18 protein-coding genes are annotated in these 16,081 nt (G+C 70.4%); 5 read left to right on the top strand and 13 right to left on the bottom strand.

Annotated features, from left to right (window positions below):
- Positions 1-257 precede the first annotated feature (257 nt).
- From D7V80_RS34490 to pdxA, 4 genes are all read left to right on the top strand, one after another.
- Positions 258-1,277 (top strand): alpha/beta fold hydrolase, encoded by a 1,020-nt coding sequence (locus tag D7V80_RS34490; RefSeq protein WP_120558772.1) that lies wholly within the window; start codon positions 258-260, stop codon positions 1,275-1,277.
- Between the two features lie 188 nt (positions 1,278-1,465).
- Positions 1,466-2,461 (top strand): peptidyl-prolyl cis-trans isomerase, encoded by a 996-nt coding sequence (locus D7V80_RS34485; protein WP_120592139.1) that lies wholly within the window; start codon positions 1,466-1,468, stop codon positions 2,459-2,461.
- 61 nt (positions 2,462-2,522) lie between these two features.
- Positions 2,523-3,494 (top strand): peptidylprolyl isomerase, encoded by a 972-nt coding sequence (locus D7V80_RS34480; protein ID WP_120592138.1) that lies wholly within the window; start codon positions 2,523-2,525, stop codon positions 3,492-3,494.
- Positions 3,491-4,546: a 4-hydroxythreonine-4-phosphate dehydrogenase PdxA gene (gene pdxA / locus D7V80_RS34475; RefSeq protein ID WP_120592137.1), complete on the top strand. Its 1,056-nt coding sequence runs from the start codon at positions 3,491-3,493 to the stop codon at positions 4,544-4,546. Before D7V80_RS34480 ends, pdxA begins: the two co-directional genes overlap by 4 nt.
- On the opposite strand, the gene D7V80_RS34470 is transcribed toward pdxA, so the two are convergent.
- From D7V80_RS34470 to D7V80_RS34455, 4 genes are read right to left on the bottom strand one after another with little or no spacing between them, the layout of a single operon-like run.
- A complete protein-coding gene (locus tag D7V80_RS34470) occupies positions 4,458-4,787 on the bottom strand; it encodes a hypothetical protein (RefSeq protein ID WP_120592136.1) in 330 nt (109 codons plus the stop codon). The genes pdxA and D7V80_RS34470 overlap by 89 nt on opposite strands.
- Positions 4,788-4,795: 8 nt before the next feature.
- The gene (locus D7V80_RS34465) at positions 4,796-5,284 is read right to left on the bottom strand and encodes an SRPBCC domain-containing protein (protein ID WP_120592135.1); all 489 of its coding nucleotides are present in this window, start codon (positions 5,282-5,284) and stop codon (positions 4,796-4,798) included.
- Entirely contained in the window at positions 5,281-5,631 is a 351-nt protein-coding gene (locus tag D7V80_RS34460; protein ID WP_120592134.1) for a helix-turn-helix transcriptional regulator, read from the bottom strand. The genes D7V80_RS34465 and D7V80_RS34460 overlap by 4 nt, the downstream gene beginning before the upstream one ends.
- A gap of 45 nt (positions 5,632-5,676) precedes the next feature.
- Complete coding sequence (locus D7V80_RS34455; RefSeq protein ID WP_147447303.1) at positions 5,677-7,260, bottom strand: AgmX/PglI C-terminal domain-containing protein; 1,584 nt, start codon at positions 7,258-7,260, stop codon at positions 5,677-5,679.
- A 185-nt stretch (positions 7,261-7,445) separates the two neighbouring features.
- On the opposite strand from D7V80_RS34455, the gene D7V80_RS44035 reads away from it, so the two are divergent.
- Positions 7,446-7,670, top strand: a complete 225-nt coding sequence (locus tag D7V80_RS44035; RefSeq protein WP_370452586.1) for a type II toxin-antitoxin system RelE/ParE family toxin — start codon at positions 7,446-7,448, stop codon at positions 7,668-7,670.
- Here D7V80_RS44035 and D7V80_RS34445 read toward each other — a convergent pair.
- The 9 genes from D7V80_RS34445 to D7V80_RS34405 form a co-directional block, all read right to left on the bottom strand.
- Positions 7,594-7,944, bottom strand: coding sequence for a type II toxin-antitoxin system Phd/YefM family antitoxin (locus D7V80_RS34445; RefSeq protein WP_120592131.1), 351 nt, complete (start codon positions 7,942-7,944; stop codon positions 7,594-7,596). The genes D7V80_RS44035 and D7V80_RS34445 overlap by 77 nt on opposite strands.
- Positions 7,945-8,010: 66 nt before the next feature.
- Entirely contained in the window at positions 8,011-9,096 is a 1,086-nt protein-coding gene (locus tag D7V80_RS34440; protein ID WP_120592130.1) for an aldo/keto reductase, read from the bottom strand.
- 138 nt (positions 9,097-9,234) lie between these two features.
- Positions 9,235-9,597: a hypothetical protein gene (locus D7V80_RS34435; protein WP_120592129.1), complete on the bottom strand. Its 363-nt coding sequence runs from the start codon at positions 9,595-9,597 to the stop codon at positions 9,235-9,237.
- A 257-nt stretch (positions 9,598-9,854) separates the two neighbouring features.
- Positions 9,855-10,190, bottom strand: a complete 336-nt coding sequence (locus D7V80_RS34430) for an HPF/RaiA family ribosome-associated protein (RefSeq protein WP_120592128.1) — start codon at positions 10,188-10,190, stop codon at positions 9,855-9,857.
- Positions 10,191-10,346: 156 nt separating this feature from the next.
- Entirely contained in the window at positions 10,347-11,753 is a 1,407-nt protein-coding gene (locus tag D7V80_RS34425) for a S41 family peptidase (protein ID WP_120592127.1), read from the bottom strand.
- Positions 11,754-11,828: 75 nt separating this feature from the next.
- On the bottom strand, positions 11,829-12,455 hold the full coding sequence (locus D7V80_RS34420; RefSeq protein ID WP_120592126.1) for a DUF1360 domain-containing protein: 627 nt from the start codon (positions 12,453-12,455) through the stop codon (positions 11,829-11,831).
- Positions 12,456-12,551: 96 nt separating this feature from the next.
- Positions 12,552-13,559 (bottom strand): zinc-dependent alcohol dehydrogenase family protein, encoded by a 1,008-nt coding sequence (locus tag D7V80_RS34415; protein WP_120592125.1) that lies wholly within the window; start codon positions 13,557-13,559, stop codon positions 12,552-12,554.
- 52 nt (positions 13,560-13,611) lie between these two features.
- A complete protein-coding gene (locus D7V80_RS34410) occupies positions 13,612-14,454 on the bottom strand; it encodes a GIN domain-containing protein (RefSeq protein ID WP_120592124.1) in 843 nt (280 codons plus the stop codon).
- A gap of 33 nt (positions 14,455-14,487) precedes the next feature.
- On the bottom strand, positions 14,488-15,915 hold the full coding sequence (locus D7V80_RS34405) for a hypothetical protein (RefSeq protein ID WP_120592123.1): 1,428 nt from the start codon (positions 15,913-15,915) through the stop codon (positions 14,488-14,490).
- Between the last annotated feature and the right edge of the window lie 166 nt (positions 15,916-16,081).

Here is a 16,081-nt window from a genome sequence, read left to right as displayed (position 1 = left end):
CGCGATGGCCGCTCCGTCGTCCGTGGGCACCCAGCAGTGTGTCTGTGGGAAAAACTGTGGCGATGAAGGACGACAACGCTTCCCTGACACCCCGGCCCTGCCCCATTTCCACGACCTCCCCGCGATGGACGCACATCCCCTGCAACTGTCCTGCCGTCCCACGAAAGTCCGCCCGCGACACCCCGGCATCGTCCGGGCGTAGGGCGTAGACTGAAGGGGTGACATCACGACAGGCATCAGCACCCCGGTTGAGCCGGATGGCGGACCTCTTCACCAAGGCGGTGGAGCGCAGCAAGGAGGGGTTGCTGACCCTCTCGTTCAAGCCGGACGAGCTGTACCGGGTGCCCACGGACGACGGAGCGGCCATCGCGCTGGGGCGCTACCACCCTCGAGGGGAGCGCCGGTTCGCGGAGCCCGTCCTGCTGTGCCACGGGCTGGGAGCCAACCGCTTCCACATGGACTTCAACGAGCAGTACAGCCTGGCGCGCTACCTGGCGCGGGCGGGGTTCGAGACCTGGGTCATCGAGCTGCGCGGCCGGGGGCTCGCCGGGGCCTGCGCGGACTGGAACTTCGACGACCAAGCCGAGCACGACGTGAGAACGGCTTTGCGCACCGTGATGTCCACCGGTGCCCAGCAAGTGCTCTGGGTGGGCCACTCCAAGGGCGGCCTGATGCTCTACGCCCACCTGGCCAGGAACCCCCAGGCGCCGGTGAAGGCGGCGGTGTCCCTGGGTGCGCCCTTCACCTTCGCGGTGCAGCCGGGCCTGCGGGCGTTCGTGCAGCGGGTCGAGCCCGTGCTCAAGCTCAAGGTCATCCCCACCCGGCGCGTCACCAGCATCGCCTTCTTCGGGGCGCCTCCAGGGCCGCTCACCCGGTACATGATGCTGGCGGACAACATGGATCCGCAGGTGGTGCGCTGGGCGCTGGCCAACGTGCCGGCGGACGTGGCCGGGGGCGTGGGACGGCAGTTCGCCCGGTGGATCACCACCAGCCAGTTCACCACGTTCGACGGCAGCTTCGACTACCGGGAGCCGCTCGCCGGGGTGAGGATTCCCTTCCTGCTCATCGCCGGCAGCCGGGACCTGCTCGCGCCGCCGCTGGCGGTGGCCCGGGCGAAGGAGCACCTGGGCGGCCCCGTGAAGATGCTGGTCGCCGGGCGCGGCCACGGCTTCGCGGCGGACTACGGCCACGCGGACCTGATTCTGGGCCGCAAGGCGCCGGACGAAATCTTTCCCCAGGTGGAGGCCTTCCTGTCCTCCAACGCCACCCCGCTCTAGCCCCCTCGCTCCAGGGGGAAGCCCTCCGGGCGCGGGTTGTCCGGGCCCGCCTTGGCGTGCTACCCGGAAGGCCGTCCCATGGGCCCATCCGTTCGCTTCCCATCCCGGCCGTGACGTCCCGCTTGAAAGCCCAGCGGCCCGGCACCACCGTGGAAGGTCCCCTGTCCCCTCCCCCGAGGCCTCCGCGCATGCGTCCCGCTTCCTTCCGCGCCTCCCTGCTGTCGTGGTCCGCTGCTCTCACCCTCGGAATCCTGGGGCTGACGGGCTGCCGGCCGCAGGCCCAGGAGGGGCCGGACCCCACGGTGGTCGCCACCGTGAACGGCGAGTCGCTCAGCCGGGCGGACTTCGAACAGGAGCTGGCGCGGGAGCTGGCCACCACGGAAGGGCCGGAGCCCACGCCGGAAGAGGTGGAGCCCTTCAAGCGGGCGCTCGTGGACACGCTCGTGAAGCGGATGCTGCTGCTCCAGGCGGCGAAGCAGAACAACATCGCCGTGACGCCCGAAGAGGTGGACCGCGGCGTGCTGCGGCTGTCTGGCGACTACCCGGCGGGCAACTTCAATGAAGTGCTCGCCCAGGGGCAGCTGTCCATGGCGGAGCTGCGCGCGCGCGAGGCGAGCCGGCTCACCATCGAGAAGCTCTTCACCCACCACGTCTATTCGCGCGTGGCGGTGACGGAGGAGGAGCTGCGCGCGTACTACGCGGCGCACGAGGCGGACTTTCAGGAGCCGGAGGAGGTCCACGCCGCGCAGATGGTGGTGAAGGGGCTGGACGAGGCGCGCAAGCTCCAGGCGCAGCTCAAGTCGGGCAAGAAGTTCTCCGACCTCGCGCGGCGCTATTCACTCAGCGCGGACGCCAAGGTGGGGGGCGACCTGGGCTTCTTCCCCCGGGGACAGATGCCTCCGGCCTTCGACGAGGTGGTATTCAAGCTGGGGGTGGGGCAGGTTTCGGACGTGGTGTCCACGGAGTACGGCTACCACCTGTTCAAGGTGCTGGAGCGCAGGTCGCCGAGGAAGCGGGAGCTGGTGGAGGTGCGCTCGAAGGTGGAGGGGCGTCTGCTGGAGGCCAAGCGGGCGGCGGCGCAGGAGGCCTTCGAGAAGGAGCTGCGCGACAAGGCCCAGGTGGTGGTGAACGAGGCCACGCTGCAGACCATCCGCGGGCGGCCGGCGCCGCAGGCGGCGAAGTGAAGGACTTTTCCGGGAGCGGGCCTGTTGGGCTCCCGGCGTTTGTCTCAAGAGGGTCGTTGCGATGAAGAACCTGGTGGCGTTCCTGGCGGCGGTGATGCTCTTCACGGGGGCGACGTCCGCCCGCGCGGAGCTGGTGGACAAGGTGGCGGCGGTGGTGAACCGCGACATCATCCCGCTGTCGGAGGTGCAGCAGCGCGCCGCGCCGGAGCTCCAGCGCGTGAACTCCGAAATCGATCCGCACAAGCGCGCCGAGGCCCGCGCGCAGCTGATGAAGACCGCGCTGGACACGCTCATCGGCGAGAAGCTGATGGAGTCGGAGGTCCAGCAGCTGGGCATCACCACCTCCGAGGCGGAGGTGGATGAGCTGGTGCAGGACGTGCTCAAGCAGAACAACGTCAGCGACATGAGCCAGTTCGAGCAGCTGCTCAAGAACGAGGGCTTCACGCTCGCCGGCTACAAGGACATGCTCCGCAAGCGCGTGGTGCGCGACAAGCTCCTGCGCATGAAGGTGGGCCCCAAGGTGAAGGTCACCGAGGAGGACCTGAAGGCCGCGTACACGCAGTACACGCGCATGGAGAGCGAGGACGTGGAGGTGCACGCCCGCCACATCCTGGTGCAGGTGGACGCCAAGGCCACGCCAGAGCAGGTGGCCGCCGCGAAGCAGAAGGCGGAGGGCATCGCGCAGGAGGCTCGCCGGCCGGGCATGGACTTCGCGTCCCTGGCGCGCGCCCGCAGCGAGGGCCCCAGCGCGGCGGACGGTGGCGACCTGGGCTACTTCAAGCGCGGCGTGATGGTGCCCGCCTTCGAGAAGGCCGCCTTCAACCTCAAGGAGGGTGAGGTCAGCGAGCCCATCCGCACCAACTTCGGCTGGCACATCCTGAAGGTGGAGGAGCGCCGCAACGTGGCCGTGGCCTCCTACGAGGAGATGAAGCCCAAGCTGGAGTCCAAGCTCCTCAACGAAAAGACGGAGAAGTTCCTGGACCAGTACGTCCAGGAGCTGCGCTCGAAGGCCAACGTCGAAGTGAAGATGTGAGCGCGGTGGCCACGGCGGACACGCGCCCCCGCGTGGGCATCTCGCTGGGGGACGTGTCGGGCATCGGGCCGGAGGTGACGGCCCTGGCGCTGGCGAAGCCCGCGGTGCGCCGCGCGCTGGTGCCGGTGGTCTTCGGCGACGGGCCCACGCTGGAGGGCTTCCCCCTCTTCCGCCGCTTCCCTCGCGTGGCCCTGGAGGACCTGGGCCGCACGACAGGGCCCGCGGTGGTGGAGGTGACGCACCTTCCGCCGAAGCACCGCGTGCCGGGCAAGCCCACGCGTGAAGGCGGCGAGGCGCAGTACGCGTACGTGCGCGCCGCCATCGACGCGATGCGCGCCGGGACGGTGGACGCGCTGTGCACCGCGCCCGTGTCGAAGGAGGAGATTTCGCGCGCGGGCATCCCGTTCATGGGCCACACGGAGGTGCTGGCGGACGCGTTCGGCGTGGACGTGTTGATGATGATGGACGGGCCGCGCGTGCGCATCGCGCTGGCGACGAACCACGTCCCCATCTCCGCGCTGCCCAAGCTGCTGACGGTGGAGAAGCTGGTGGCGCAGCTTCAACTGCTCTCGCGCAGCCTGGAGCCGGTGGTGGGCCGCAAGCCGCGCATCGCCGTGCTGGGGCTCAACCCCCATGCGGGCGAGGGCGGGATGCTGGGGCGCGAGGAGGTGGAGGTGATTGGGCCCGCCATCCGCCTCGCGCGGGCGAAGCGGGTGGATGCGCACGGGCCCATCCCCGCGGACGGCCTGTTCGCGCGGCCCGATGAGGTCGGCGCGAAGTACGACGTGGTGCTGGCCATGTACCACGACCAGGGGCTCATCCCGGCCAAGGCGCTGGACTTCGAGCGCACGGTGAACGTGACGCTGGGCCTGCCGGTGCCTCGCACGTCGCCGGACCACGGCACAGCCTATGCGATTGCCGGCACGGGGACCGCGAGCTGCGTGCCCATGATGGAGGCCCTGCTCAAGGCGGCCCGGCTTTCTTCGAGCCCCGGGCGAGTTGCGCGTCCAGGTGTCTCGCGAGGTCCTCGCCGTCCTCCTTCGGGTCGATGAGCTTCGCGTGCGTGCCCCGCGCCGTTGAGTCGGGGACCACGAGCACGGTGACCTTCCCCGTGGGGCAGTGACCCAGGCAGGACGCGGGGATGAGCTGCGTCTTGTCCGCCAGGCCGTGGGCCTTGAGGGCTTCACGCACCCGGCGCGGAAGGTCCACCCCGCCCGCGTCCACCGGCAGCCTCATCAGGCAACGGTGACACAGGTGCAACTCGATGGGGTCTGGGTCCTCCCGCGCGGCCATGCGCCAATCTAACGCTGGAACCGCTTGTCGAGCTTGTTGAGCTGGCTCGACCAGCCCATGGACGTCCGCTTCGTCCACTCCTCGCTGTGCATGGTGTCGATGGTCACGGTCATCCGCACGGTGTTGCCGCTCACCTGGAGTTCCACCACCGAGGAGACGTTGTACGGCGCGACGCCGGGGATGAAGTCCACCGCGTGCCGGTACGCGAGCCGCGTCTTTGGCGTCAGCTCCGTGTACGTGAGGCTGCTCGGGGTGGAGAGGGGCATGCCCGCCTGCTTCATGAAGGCGACCTGTTCCGGCGCGGTGGCGATCATGTCGTAGCGCAGCAGGCCTTCCGGACGGGCGTCCAACTCGTGCACCTTCACGGAGAAGCCCTCCGGGCCCCACCAGGACTCGAAGCCGTCCTTCGTGGTCCACAGCTCCCAGACCTCGTCGAGCGTCGCTGTGTAGCTGCGGTCGAAGGTGACGGTGCTGCGGTTGCCGGTTGCGGTCATCATGGGGGTTCCTCCTCGGATTTGGGGGCGTCCGTGCGTGCCTTGCGTCTCCGTTCGAGCGCCTGGCCGAACCGGTCGAGGCGGGCCTCCCAGAGGCCGCGATACCCGGTGACCCAGGCATCGAGCTCCTGAAAGGGCTCCGGGCGAAGCGAGTACAGCCGCTTCGTGCCCTCGGGGCGGACCTGGACGAAGCCCGCCTCCTGGAGGATGCCCAGGTGACGGGAGACACCCGACTGCTGGATGTCCACCCGGGCTACCAGGTCGTTCACCGACAGCTCACCGTCCTTCAGCGCCTCGACGATGCGGCGGCGCGTGGGGTCGGCCAGGGTCTGGAAGACGTCAACATTCATGGATGAATATATACATATCCGTGAATGTTTTGATTGTCCAGGGAGCTAGAAGACGAAGGGGTAGTGCACGGGGGCGTTCATGGCGACGCGGTGCACGGGGAACTTCCAGCCGCGCACCTGGTCCTCGATGCAGCCGGCGAGCGGGGAGCCCTTCAGGGCTTCGGTCTCCATGGCGACGCCGGAGACGGAGCCGGCGGTGTCCACGGACCAGCGCATCTGGAAGCGGCCGCCGTTCTCCAGCGCGGTGCCGGCCTTGAAGTTCTGGACGCAGGTGGCGATGGCGGGCTGGTTCGTGACGACCACGTTGGTGATGTCCGAGGGCGCGAGCTGCTCGCGCTCGGAGGTCGGTGCCGGCGGGATGTAGACGGTCTTCTCCTGGGCCTGCTTCTGGGCGGAGGCCTCCGGGGACTCCGCTTCGTCGGTGAAGCCGAGCTCGCGGGCGAAGTCCTCGTCGATTTCGGATTCGGGCTGCGCGGCTTCCTCGGCCTCGGCTTCGGCGGCGGCCTGACGGGCCTGGGCCATCTCCTCCTCGGAGATCTCGCTGCCGAAGGACATCTCACGGACCTCGCTGGTGTCCTCGGGCGCCTCAAGCGTGGCCGCGCGCTGGGCCACGGGGGCCTTCTTCGGCGTCACCGGCGCGGGCTGCGTGGACGGCTTGGGGTCCGGGGCCAGCGTGTGCAGGCCGGTGGTCAGGCCCGCGCTCGCGGGGCCCGCGAGGGCGGGCGTGTTCGGCGTGAGGGCCTGCGCGGCGCGCTGTGCGTCCGTCAGCGCGGGCGTGTTCACGGCGCCCGCGATGGACTGCGAGAGGTCCGGCGTGGCCGGCTGGCTGCCCACGAAGCCCTGCGTGCCAGGGATGCCCGGCAACGCGCCCACGAGGCCCTGAGCGCCCGAGGCGGTGGCGTGCACGGCCCCGGTCCCCCGCTGAGCACCGGTAAGGCCCTGCGCGCCCGGGAGGCCCGCGGCGTGCGGCGTGCCAACGGCGCTGATCAGGGACTGAGCTTGCGACGCGGGCTGCGCCTCCTCCTTCGACGTGAGGCGCAGACCCGCGACGACGAGGAGGCCCGCGGCGAGCGCGCCCATCGCCACGGCGCTGACGAAGGACATGGGGCTCATGCCGAGGATGCGCGTGGACGCATCGGCGATGGCGGGCGGCGGAGGCTCGGGCGCCACGGGGGCGTACGGCATCCACGGCTGCGGCGCATAGGCCTCGGCCGGAGAGCCGGGCGTGGCCCAGGCGGGAGACGGCGGCGCGGCATCCCACGACGTCACGGCGCCGCAGGAGTTCTCCTGCGAAGTGTTGGACGAGGACTCATCCGCGCGCAGCCACTCCGGGATGACGATGTTGGCGGCCTCGGCGGACAGCGTGAGCTGGGGCTCCGCGTTGTCATTGGAAGGAGGCGGCAGCGACTGGAGCCAGGACTCCTCCGTGGAGGCCAGGTCGAGCAGCGTGCGCAGGGGGCCGGTCGCGAAGGACTCCGGAACGATCTCCTCTTCTTCGGGAGTCTCGGAGGAGAGCGCGCGATCCAGGCACGCATCCAGCTCGGCTTCGAAGGTCTCGGGATCGCGGGAGAAGTCCGAACCGCCCACCTGCGCCCGCGAAGACACATCGCCCGTCAGTAGCTCGCTCACGCCACCCTCCCCGCCGCCCATACAGCGCCAGACCGCCCCAACCACGACTCACTGCCAGGGGGCCGATGTTAGGAACGACCCCCGTTCGCGCCACCGCGAGCGTCCAGCCGTGAACGCTCCAGCGGCCATTTGCCCCCGCGCGAGGCCCGAAACGTAAAGCCCCGCACTCCACACTGTGCGCCGGTGTGCCGACAGGGTTCGGCTTTCCACTGCCAACCCGCCATGTCAGGAGGGGGAAGCGGATCGACGCCCTGGCCACGGAGCCCCGGCCCGTGGGCGCGGAGAAGCTCAAGGGCAGTGACTACCTGCGGATCCGCATTGGCGACTACCGCGTCATCTACCAGGTCGAGGACGGCCGGCTCGTGGTGTTGATCGTCGAGCTGGGCCACCGGCGGGAGATCTATCGCTAGCCGGTTTCTTCGCCTTCTTCGTGAGCCCCAGCTCCGCCTTCACCTGCTTCCACGCGACGCGCGGCTGGCCCTCGGATTCCCGGCGCGCGGCGTCCGCCTTCTGGATGTCCCGCCGGTCCTCCAGTGCCTCCAGCGCCTGGAGGTCCTCGAACGGAATCACCGCGACCAGCTTCTTGCCGTGCCGGGTCAGGACGAGCCGCTCCTTCCCGTAGGCCGCCCGGTTGAGCAGCTCCGCCAGGTCGTCGCGCGCTTCGGTGATGCTGACTTCCATCATGGCCGTTCCTCGGGAAACGTACGTTCCGTACATATTATACGGAACGTCCCGACACGGCGCTCCACCTCAGTACCGAGGGGTGCCCGCCTTGGGCGTCAGGTTGCTGGGCGGGGCCTGGACGCCGTTCACTCGCAGGCCCGCGTGCATGAAGGACGGCGCTCCCTGGAGGAAGGCCGCTGGGAAGTTGAGCGCGGGCTGGGATTCGTCATCCAGCGCCTTCACCTGCTCCGGCGTGAGCTTCACGTCCAGCGCGCCCAGGTTGTTGTCCAGCTGCTCCAGCGTGCGCGCACCCAGGATGGTGGAGGCCACTCCCGGCCGGCCCTGCACCCAGGCCAGCGACACCCGCGCCACCGAGGTGTTCTGCTCCTTCGCCACGCGCTGGAGCACGTCGATGAGCTTGTAGGTCTTCTCGTTGAGCGACGCCTCCGCCCACGCGCCCCGGTCCGCCTTCTGCTTGCCCGCGTTCTCCCGCGTGTACTTGCCGCTCAGCACCCCGCTGCGCAGCGGCGACCACGGCGTCACTCCCAGCCCCAGCTCCCGTGCCATGGGAATGAGCTCGCCCTCCACCGTGCGCTCCAGCAGTGAGTACTCGATCTGCAACGCCACCAGCGGCGCCCAGCCCCGGAAGAAGGCCGTCACCTGCGCCTGCGCCACCTTCCACGCGGGCGTGTCGGAGAAGCCCACGTAACGGACCTTGCCCGAGCGCACCAGGTCGTCCAGCGCCCGCATCGTCTCCTCGATGGGCGTGTTCGCGTCCCAGGCGTGCATCCAGTACAGGTCGATGTAGTCCGTCTGAAGCCGGCGCAGCGACTCATCGCACGCCGCCATCACCGACTTGCGTCCCGCGCCGCCGCCGTTCGGATCCTTATCGAAGAGGTTGCCGAAGAACTTCGTGGCGATGACCACCCGGTCGCGCTTCGCGGGGTGCTTCCCGATGTGGTCCCCGATGATCTTCTCCGCGTGCCCGAACGTGTACACGTTCGCCGTGTCGATGAAGTTCCCGCCCCGCTCGATGAAGCGGTCCAGGATGGCGTTGGACGTCTCCACGCTGCTGCCCCAACCCAGGTCCTCGCCGAACGTCATGGCGCCCAGGCAGAAGGGACTGACGCGCAGGCCGGAGCGGCCCAGGGTGACGTAGTGGTCGAGCGACATGGGCGGTTCCCTCGCGGATGGAAGAGCGCGCGGAGCCAATCCCAGACGCCTCCACCGCGCCAACCACCCTCCCCTGGGGACGTCAAACGTCAGACACGCTCCCGCGCCCATCCGATCAACGCAGGACATCCGCGCGCTTCAGAGCTCCTGGCGCTCCTCCAGCGCGCAGCCATACACCGGCGTGCCGCCTCCCTCGCCGTCCTCGCGCAGCACGCGCTCCAGCGCCTCGCGCCCCGGGCTGTCGCCCACGTGCGCCATCACCTCCGCCAGCTCCGCCAGGCTCGCCCGCGTGCAGGTGCACTTCGGATGCGCGAGCATCACCAGCACCGGACGTCCGCTCCCACGCGTCAGCCGCGCTCCCTCCGGCCACGTCGCCGCCGTCACGGGCGCGACTCCCGGCGTCATCGAGTACCGGGCCAGCGCCACGACGCCCGTGCCGATTCCGCCCAACCACAGCGCTCCCGCGAGCAGCAGCCAGCCCCGGGTAGAAGGCCCCTTCATTCCGAGCGACTCCTGGGAGGTGTCCGTCCCCCGTGACGCTACCGGCACCCGCCCCGGCGGCGTCGCGCCCTCAGGGCCGGGTCCGTGTCCGGTGCCCGTGTTCCCCGACAGACCGACGTGCGACAGGGGGGCGATCCCCACGGCCTCTGGTGGAACGCGGAGAGGGCGGACCTCTTCAGGACCGCGCCGGACGTAGCGCCTGGAGGCACCACGGGCGGCGCGGTGTCGTCCCGCGGGTGGGGGTCAGCCTGCAATGACTAGCGGTGGTATGCGTGCTGGCGGTCCGCGTGGTGTTGCAGCTGGCGCCGCGCGGCCTCGAAGGCGTCGGTGACGGCCTGGTAGGCATCCGCGTGGGCCGCGAGCTCCGCCGGCTCCCGGTCCGCGATGATGTCCCTGCCCGGCACGTGCAGCTCCACTCGCACGTGGAAGTGGTGCCCCTGGGCGTGGTGGCGGTGTGGCTCCTCCACCACCACGTTGCAGCCGGTGATGCCGTCGTAGAACTGCTCCAGCTTGTCCGCATGATCGCGGATGTGCTCGTTGAGGGTGTCGCTCGTCTCCATGCCCCGGTAGGTGATTCGCAGTGCGCGCTTCATCGTCCGCCTCGGGTAGGGCTCCGTGCTCTGGAGCCGGTGTGGATTCAAGGCTTTGCATGAGCCCGGCCAACGTCCCGGGCCCACGAAACACCTATAACGGCCCCCTTTTGACGGGGCATGACGGGACACGCGCCCCGCTGCATGGGGCACGTTGACTCATGGCAGTTTGCGCAAGCGAGGCAGCAGCTCCGCTACTGGCCGCCCCACCTCCTCCGCGTCCAGGTACACCTGCACGGCGTGTCCCACGCCCTCCACGGGGGCATCGAAGTAGTTGCGCTTGTTGGGCACCACCCACGCGAACCCCGTGCGCGGAAGGACGAAGCTCGGCGCGTTGCCGTAGGTGAGGAAGCCTCCGGTCCGCTCGCCCACCATCGGCGCGCCCGTCGCGCGGTGCAGGGCGTACGCGCCGCTCTCCCCCGAGGACCCGGAGTTCCGATCCACCAGCACCACGATGCGCCCCTTGAACGGCGTCTTCGCGTGGCCCTCCACGCGACCGCTGTCGAACACGGGCCGCGAGGGCTCCGGCTTCACCGGCCACTTCGAACGGATGGCGTCACGTTCGGCCTTCGCCTCCGGCGTGTCCAACCGTCCATCCATGGCCTGCCGCTGCACGCGCGAGTTCCATTCGAAGCATGGGTAGAAGGCGCCGTGCATCCACACCTCGCCGGAGGAGAACCACGGCCCGCGCACCATCGTGTCCAGCCACTGGTACACGTAGCCGTCGTTGCCGCCGCCGTTGCCCCGGAGGTCGAACACCAGCAGCTTGTGCTTGCGGTGCTTCGGCGCGTCCGCGACGAACTGGCGCAGCCCGGCCTCCGCTTCCGGCGGTCCTGAGAAGCGACGGATCGTGATGATGCCCACGTCGCCCTTCGGTTCGTACGTGTACGTGTCCGTCGGCTCGAACTCCCGGGCCGGACGCGAGGGGCGGACCGTGAGCGGCACTGACGTGGCGCCGCACGGGAGCGTCCTCGTATCGCCTCCGCCTCGCGCGGACACGGTGAGCCGCTGTGCACGGGAGCCATCTGGCTTCAGCACCGGCGCCACCCGCAGCGTGTCCGCCTGCGCGCCGTCCACGGCGTTCGCGTCGCAGGACGTGAGTTGAAGTCCCGCGGGTGCGTCAGCCTGGTACTCGCGGAACGCGAGCCGGGGCTCCTCGCGCAGCAGGCCCAGGAGGCCGGAGGGACCGAAGTGGTTGTCCGTCAGTGCCTCGCGGACGGCGATGGTGGGCGTGAGCACGCCGTCCTGGAAGGACACGGTGGGCCCGGACGCGGCCAGCTTCGCGCTCCAGTCCTGGAAGAAGGCATCCGGATCAAAGTCGCGGTGCGCGAGCAGCTCCGGCCAGCCGGAGTACGTGGTGCGCAGGAGCTGGTGCAGGAAGCGCACGTCCTCCGCCAGCGCGGCGCTGTCCACGCGCGTGTCGGGCGTGGGCTTCGGGCGGCGGAAGGCCTCGTGCAGCACGGGGCTCTCCGGGTCGTAGCAGTACGCGGCGCCGGTCGTCCGCGAGTCCAGGTAAGGGGAAGGGGCCGCCGTCAGCAGGCCTCCGACGAGGAGGAAGAGATGCATGCCCGGATTACGACGCGGCCCCTTGAGCCATTGCCAGAGACGCGGCCCAGTGACTCACGGTGAAGCGGCCTCGCTTCAGCTCGGAGACGGGATGGGGGCGCGGCCGGGCTCGACGACCTGCGGCCCACGACCGGGGAACTGCACACCCTCGTCGGATTGCTTCTCCTGCTCCTTGTGCAGCAGCCGCGCCTGCGCGCGGGTGCGGTGCAGCCCCTCGCCCAGCAGCTCATAGGCCCGGTGGAGGAAGAAGGACGCGCCGCTCAGGGCGAAGATGGAGGCCACGAAGCGCGTCTGCCGGGGACGCACCGTGGCGGAGATGAGGAAGGACGCGGCCACCCACGGGCTCAGGCAGAAGGGGCAGTCCAGCAGCTCGCCCATCACGCGACGGAACCCCGTGCCCCGGGCCTGCTCGCTCACCTCGCCCGCGCTGGCGTTGCCCTTGAATCGCGTGAACGGGGCGCGCACCACCGCCGTGACCTTGTCCGCCGCCACCACCCGGGTGACGACGTGCGTGGCGGCCCCGAACAGTGCCAGGTCGCCGCCGCTGAAGCGCTCGGGGAGGCGCCGCCCTGTTGCTCCCATCCAGCCCAGGAAGCCCAGCACGGTCGTGCTGAAGGTCCCTATCAAGACGCCATACGAGCCCAGCGGGTGGATCTCCGAGTCGTACCCTTCGAACGGTCCCGTCTCCTGAAGCGCTTTCATGGGGTGCACAGCCTCCCTTGCCGCGAAAGCTGTGCATTCCCCCGTGTTCGAAGCATCCAGGCGGACAGGCGCGCGGGCACTCGCTCCAGCGCGGAACTACCGCGCCGCCGTCATGTCCAGCACCGCGGCCCCTCGCACGCGGCCTTCGCGCAGGACCTGGAGCGCCTCGTTCGCGGCGGACAGGGGAAACACCTGGACCTCCGTGCGCACCGGCACGCGCGGCGCCAACGCCAGGAAGTCCATCGCGTCCTGACGCGTGAGGTTCGCCACCGAGCGAACGACGCGCTCCTCCCACAACACCGAATAGGGGAACGACGGGATGTCACTCATGTGGATGCCGCCGCACACCACCACGCCTCCCTTGTCCACGGCCTTCAGCGCCGCGGGCACCAGCGCGCCCACGGGAGCGAAGAGGATGGCCGCGTCCAGCGGCTCCGGCGGCGGCGTGTCCGAGCCTCCCGCCCACACCGCGCCCAGCTCCCGCGCGAACGCCTGGCCCTTCGCGTCGCCCTCGCGCGTGAAGGCATGCACGCGGCGCCCCTGGTGCCGCGCCACCTGGATGAGGATGTGCGCGGCGGCGCCAAAACCATACAGCCCCAGCCGGGGGCCCTCTCCCGCCATGCGCAGGCTCCGGAAGCCGATGAGCCCCGCGCACATCAGCGGCGCGGCCTCCACGTCGCGGTACGACGGCGGCAGCGGGAAGCAGAAGCGCGCATCCGCGACGGTGTACTCCGCGAAGCCCCCGTCGATGTCGTAGCCGGTGAAGCGCGCCGTGTCGCAGAGGTTCTCCCGGCCGGAGCGGCAGAAGCGGCACTGCCCGCAGCTCCAGCCCAGCCACGGAACCCCCACGCGCAGCCCTGGGGTCAGGCCCTCCACCTTCGCGCCCGTCGCCACCACCGTGGCCACGATTTCGTGGCCCGGCACCAGCGGCAGCTTCGGGCGCGTCAGCTCTCCGTCCACCACGTGCAGGTCCGTGCGGCACACCGCGCAGGCGTGCACCTTCAACAGCACCTGCTCCGGCCCGGGCTCCGGGATGGGCCGCTCCTCCTGCCGCAGGCGCTGTCCGGGTGCGTGGAGCACCATCGCCCGCATGGTCACCGCCATGGCCCGCCTGCCTCCCCACCCGCGCACGCCGCGGGTGTCGAGGACAAGCTAGTCAGTGCCAGATGACCCGACCGCTGCCGTTGACCCGGAGCTGGGTCGACAGGGCATGGCCATACAGGTCCACGTTCCCCGACGAGTCGAGCAGGATGACCGCCCCGCCCCCGTCCACGTACGCGGCGACGGTGCCAGAGCCCTTCGACGTGATGTTCACGTCCACCGCCCGCAGGCCCGGGGCCCCGAGGCCACCGCTGCCGTCCAGCCAGGCGTCGAGCCGGTTGGTGACGCCCTTGAGCGTCGTGAAGCCGGAGCCGTCCGTCCGGCTACGCACATGCTTCGCGGCCCCCTCGAACTTCAGGTCGCCGGAGCCGGACTGCGACAGGTCCACCCACTCGGCCAGGCCTTCACCGGCCGCGCACAGCTCCATGTTCCCGGAGCCGCTGAGCTTCGCCTCCAGGGTGCGCACCCCGCCGCAGAAGCTCAGCGAGCCGGAGCCCTTCGCCACCAGCTTCACGTCCTCCTTCACCCGCTCGAAGCCCTCCACGCGCAGGGAGCCGGAGCCGTCCTGCGTCGCGCCAATCATGCGCGGCACGAGGATCTCCACCCGCGCCGGGCCCCGGGGCGCGAACGAGCCGTCCGTCTCGATGACCAGCGTGTTGCCGGGCGACACGAAGGTGCGCACGCGGTGCTGGAGGTTCTCATCCAGCGTGACCTTCACGTCCGGCACCTCGCCCTCGCGAATCACCACCTCCATCGAGCCCCGGTTCTCCACGGTGGAGAAGTCGGTCGCCACGCGCGACTCCGTGACGGTGTTGCCGTCGCCCTGCATCTCATCGGTGAAGTAGCAACCGGACAGCAGCCCCGCCGCGAGCGCGGCGACTCCCAAACGCTTCCACATGTTCCCCTCCCGAACTTCGAATCGAATGCCGTGTCAGATCTGCACGCCCAGCAGGACGCCCGGCCACACCCGCACGGTGGTGCGCCCCCCGTCGGAGACGCTGCGCCACTCCGGCCCGATGCCCAGCTCCTCCCAGCGGTCCCCGTTGTCCCAGGTCACGAGCGTGTTGCCGGTGACGCCGCCAATGAGCGCGAACCGCTTCGCCACCTGCCAGCCCGCCACCAGCCGCAACTGTCCCAGCACGTTCAGGCCGTCGCCATCTCGAAAGAGGTTGTCCGCGTGAACGCTGCTGCCAATGACATCCAGGTCGAAGAACAATGGCCCCGCGGGGATGTGCGCGCCAAAGCCCAGGCCTCCCACGTAGCGGCGGCGGTGCGTGTCCGTGCCCGGGTTGAAGCCCAGCGTCAGCAGCGTGTGGAAGTGCCGGCCGCCGAACTTCACCGCGACGTTGGTGTACGCGAGGTCGCTGGCCCACAGCTGCAGGTTCGCCTGGCCGTTGCCGATGAAGCTGAGCAGGCCCAGCGCCTCGCCCTGGGATTCACGCGCGACGTTGATCAGCCCCAACTGGAGGCCGTCCACCTTGCCCGCGACGTTGATCAACCCCACCTGCGCGCCGGACACGTCCCCGCCCACGTTGAGCAGTGACAGCTGCGCGCCGTCCATCCGGCCCGCGTAGTTGAAGCCCGAGGAGGCCTGGAGGCCCGACATCGTCGAGGCGAGGTTCGCGCCCGCCGCGAACTGCGCGCCCTTGAACTGCGCGGTCGCGATGTTCGCGCCCACCGTGAACTGGGCCCCCACGCCGCCCGAGCCCGCGATGTTGGCGCCCACGGAGAACTGGCCTCCGGACAGCGCGCCGCCCACCACGTTGCCACCCACGGCGAGCTGGCCGGCCACCGCCGCGCCCTTCACCACGTTGAGGCCCACCGCGGACTGGAGGCCCTCCAGGTCGCCCGTGACGATGTTGCCGCCCACGGCGAACTGCGCGCCGGACGCGGTGCCGCGCACCACGTTGGCCCCGAGCGTCAGCTGCACGCCGGACAAGTCCTCGCCCACCCAGTTCGCGCCCAGGGACATGGCCGCGCCATCCACCCGCTTCGCATGCGTCCCGAGCGCCCCCAGCGCGAACGTGGTCACCAGCCGCTCCGTGGCCGTGCCCGCCGTGCTCACGTGCGGCAGGGCCATCAGCACCACCGGGACGTGGATCTCCTCCGTGTCCGAGCGCTGCCGGGCCACGGGGGTCCCCGCGGGCCGCGCGGGCTCGCCGCCCGTCGCGGCCTCCACGAGGGGCGCGGGCGACAGCGCCGCGACGGGAATCGCGACGGCCGTGGGCGCCGGTGCCTCCTGCACGGGGGCGGCGTACGACTCCGGAGCGGCGGCGCCTTCCGTCCGCTCCTCGGCCCCGGCCGCTCCCGCCGCCACCGCGACCAGCACCCCGACACACACCGCGACCTTGCGCTTCATCGCCTGGACCTTCCTGAAAAAGGATTCGAGCAGGGCGTCGTCGCCCCTCGCGGCGAAGGGAACACCGCACCCCTCCAGAACTGTCACCTGCCCGTCTTCACCTCTCACGAAGCCCGGTGTCCGGCGCTCCCGGCCGCTACGCTTCCCCCATGCGCCCGTCCCGTCC

The organism is Corallococcus sp. CA054B (assembly GCF_003611625.1).
GTDB lineage: Bacteria > Myxococcota > Myxococcia > Myxococcales > Myxococcaceae > Corallococcus > Corallococcus coralloides.
The sequence above is the reverse complement of the archived record's forward strand: the minus strand, read 5'-3'. Positions and strand labels throughout refer to the sequence as shown.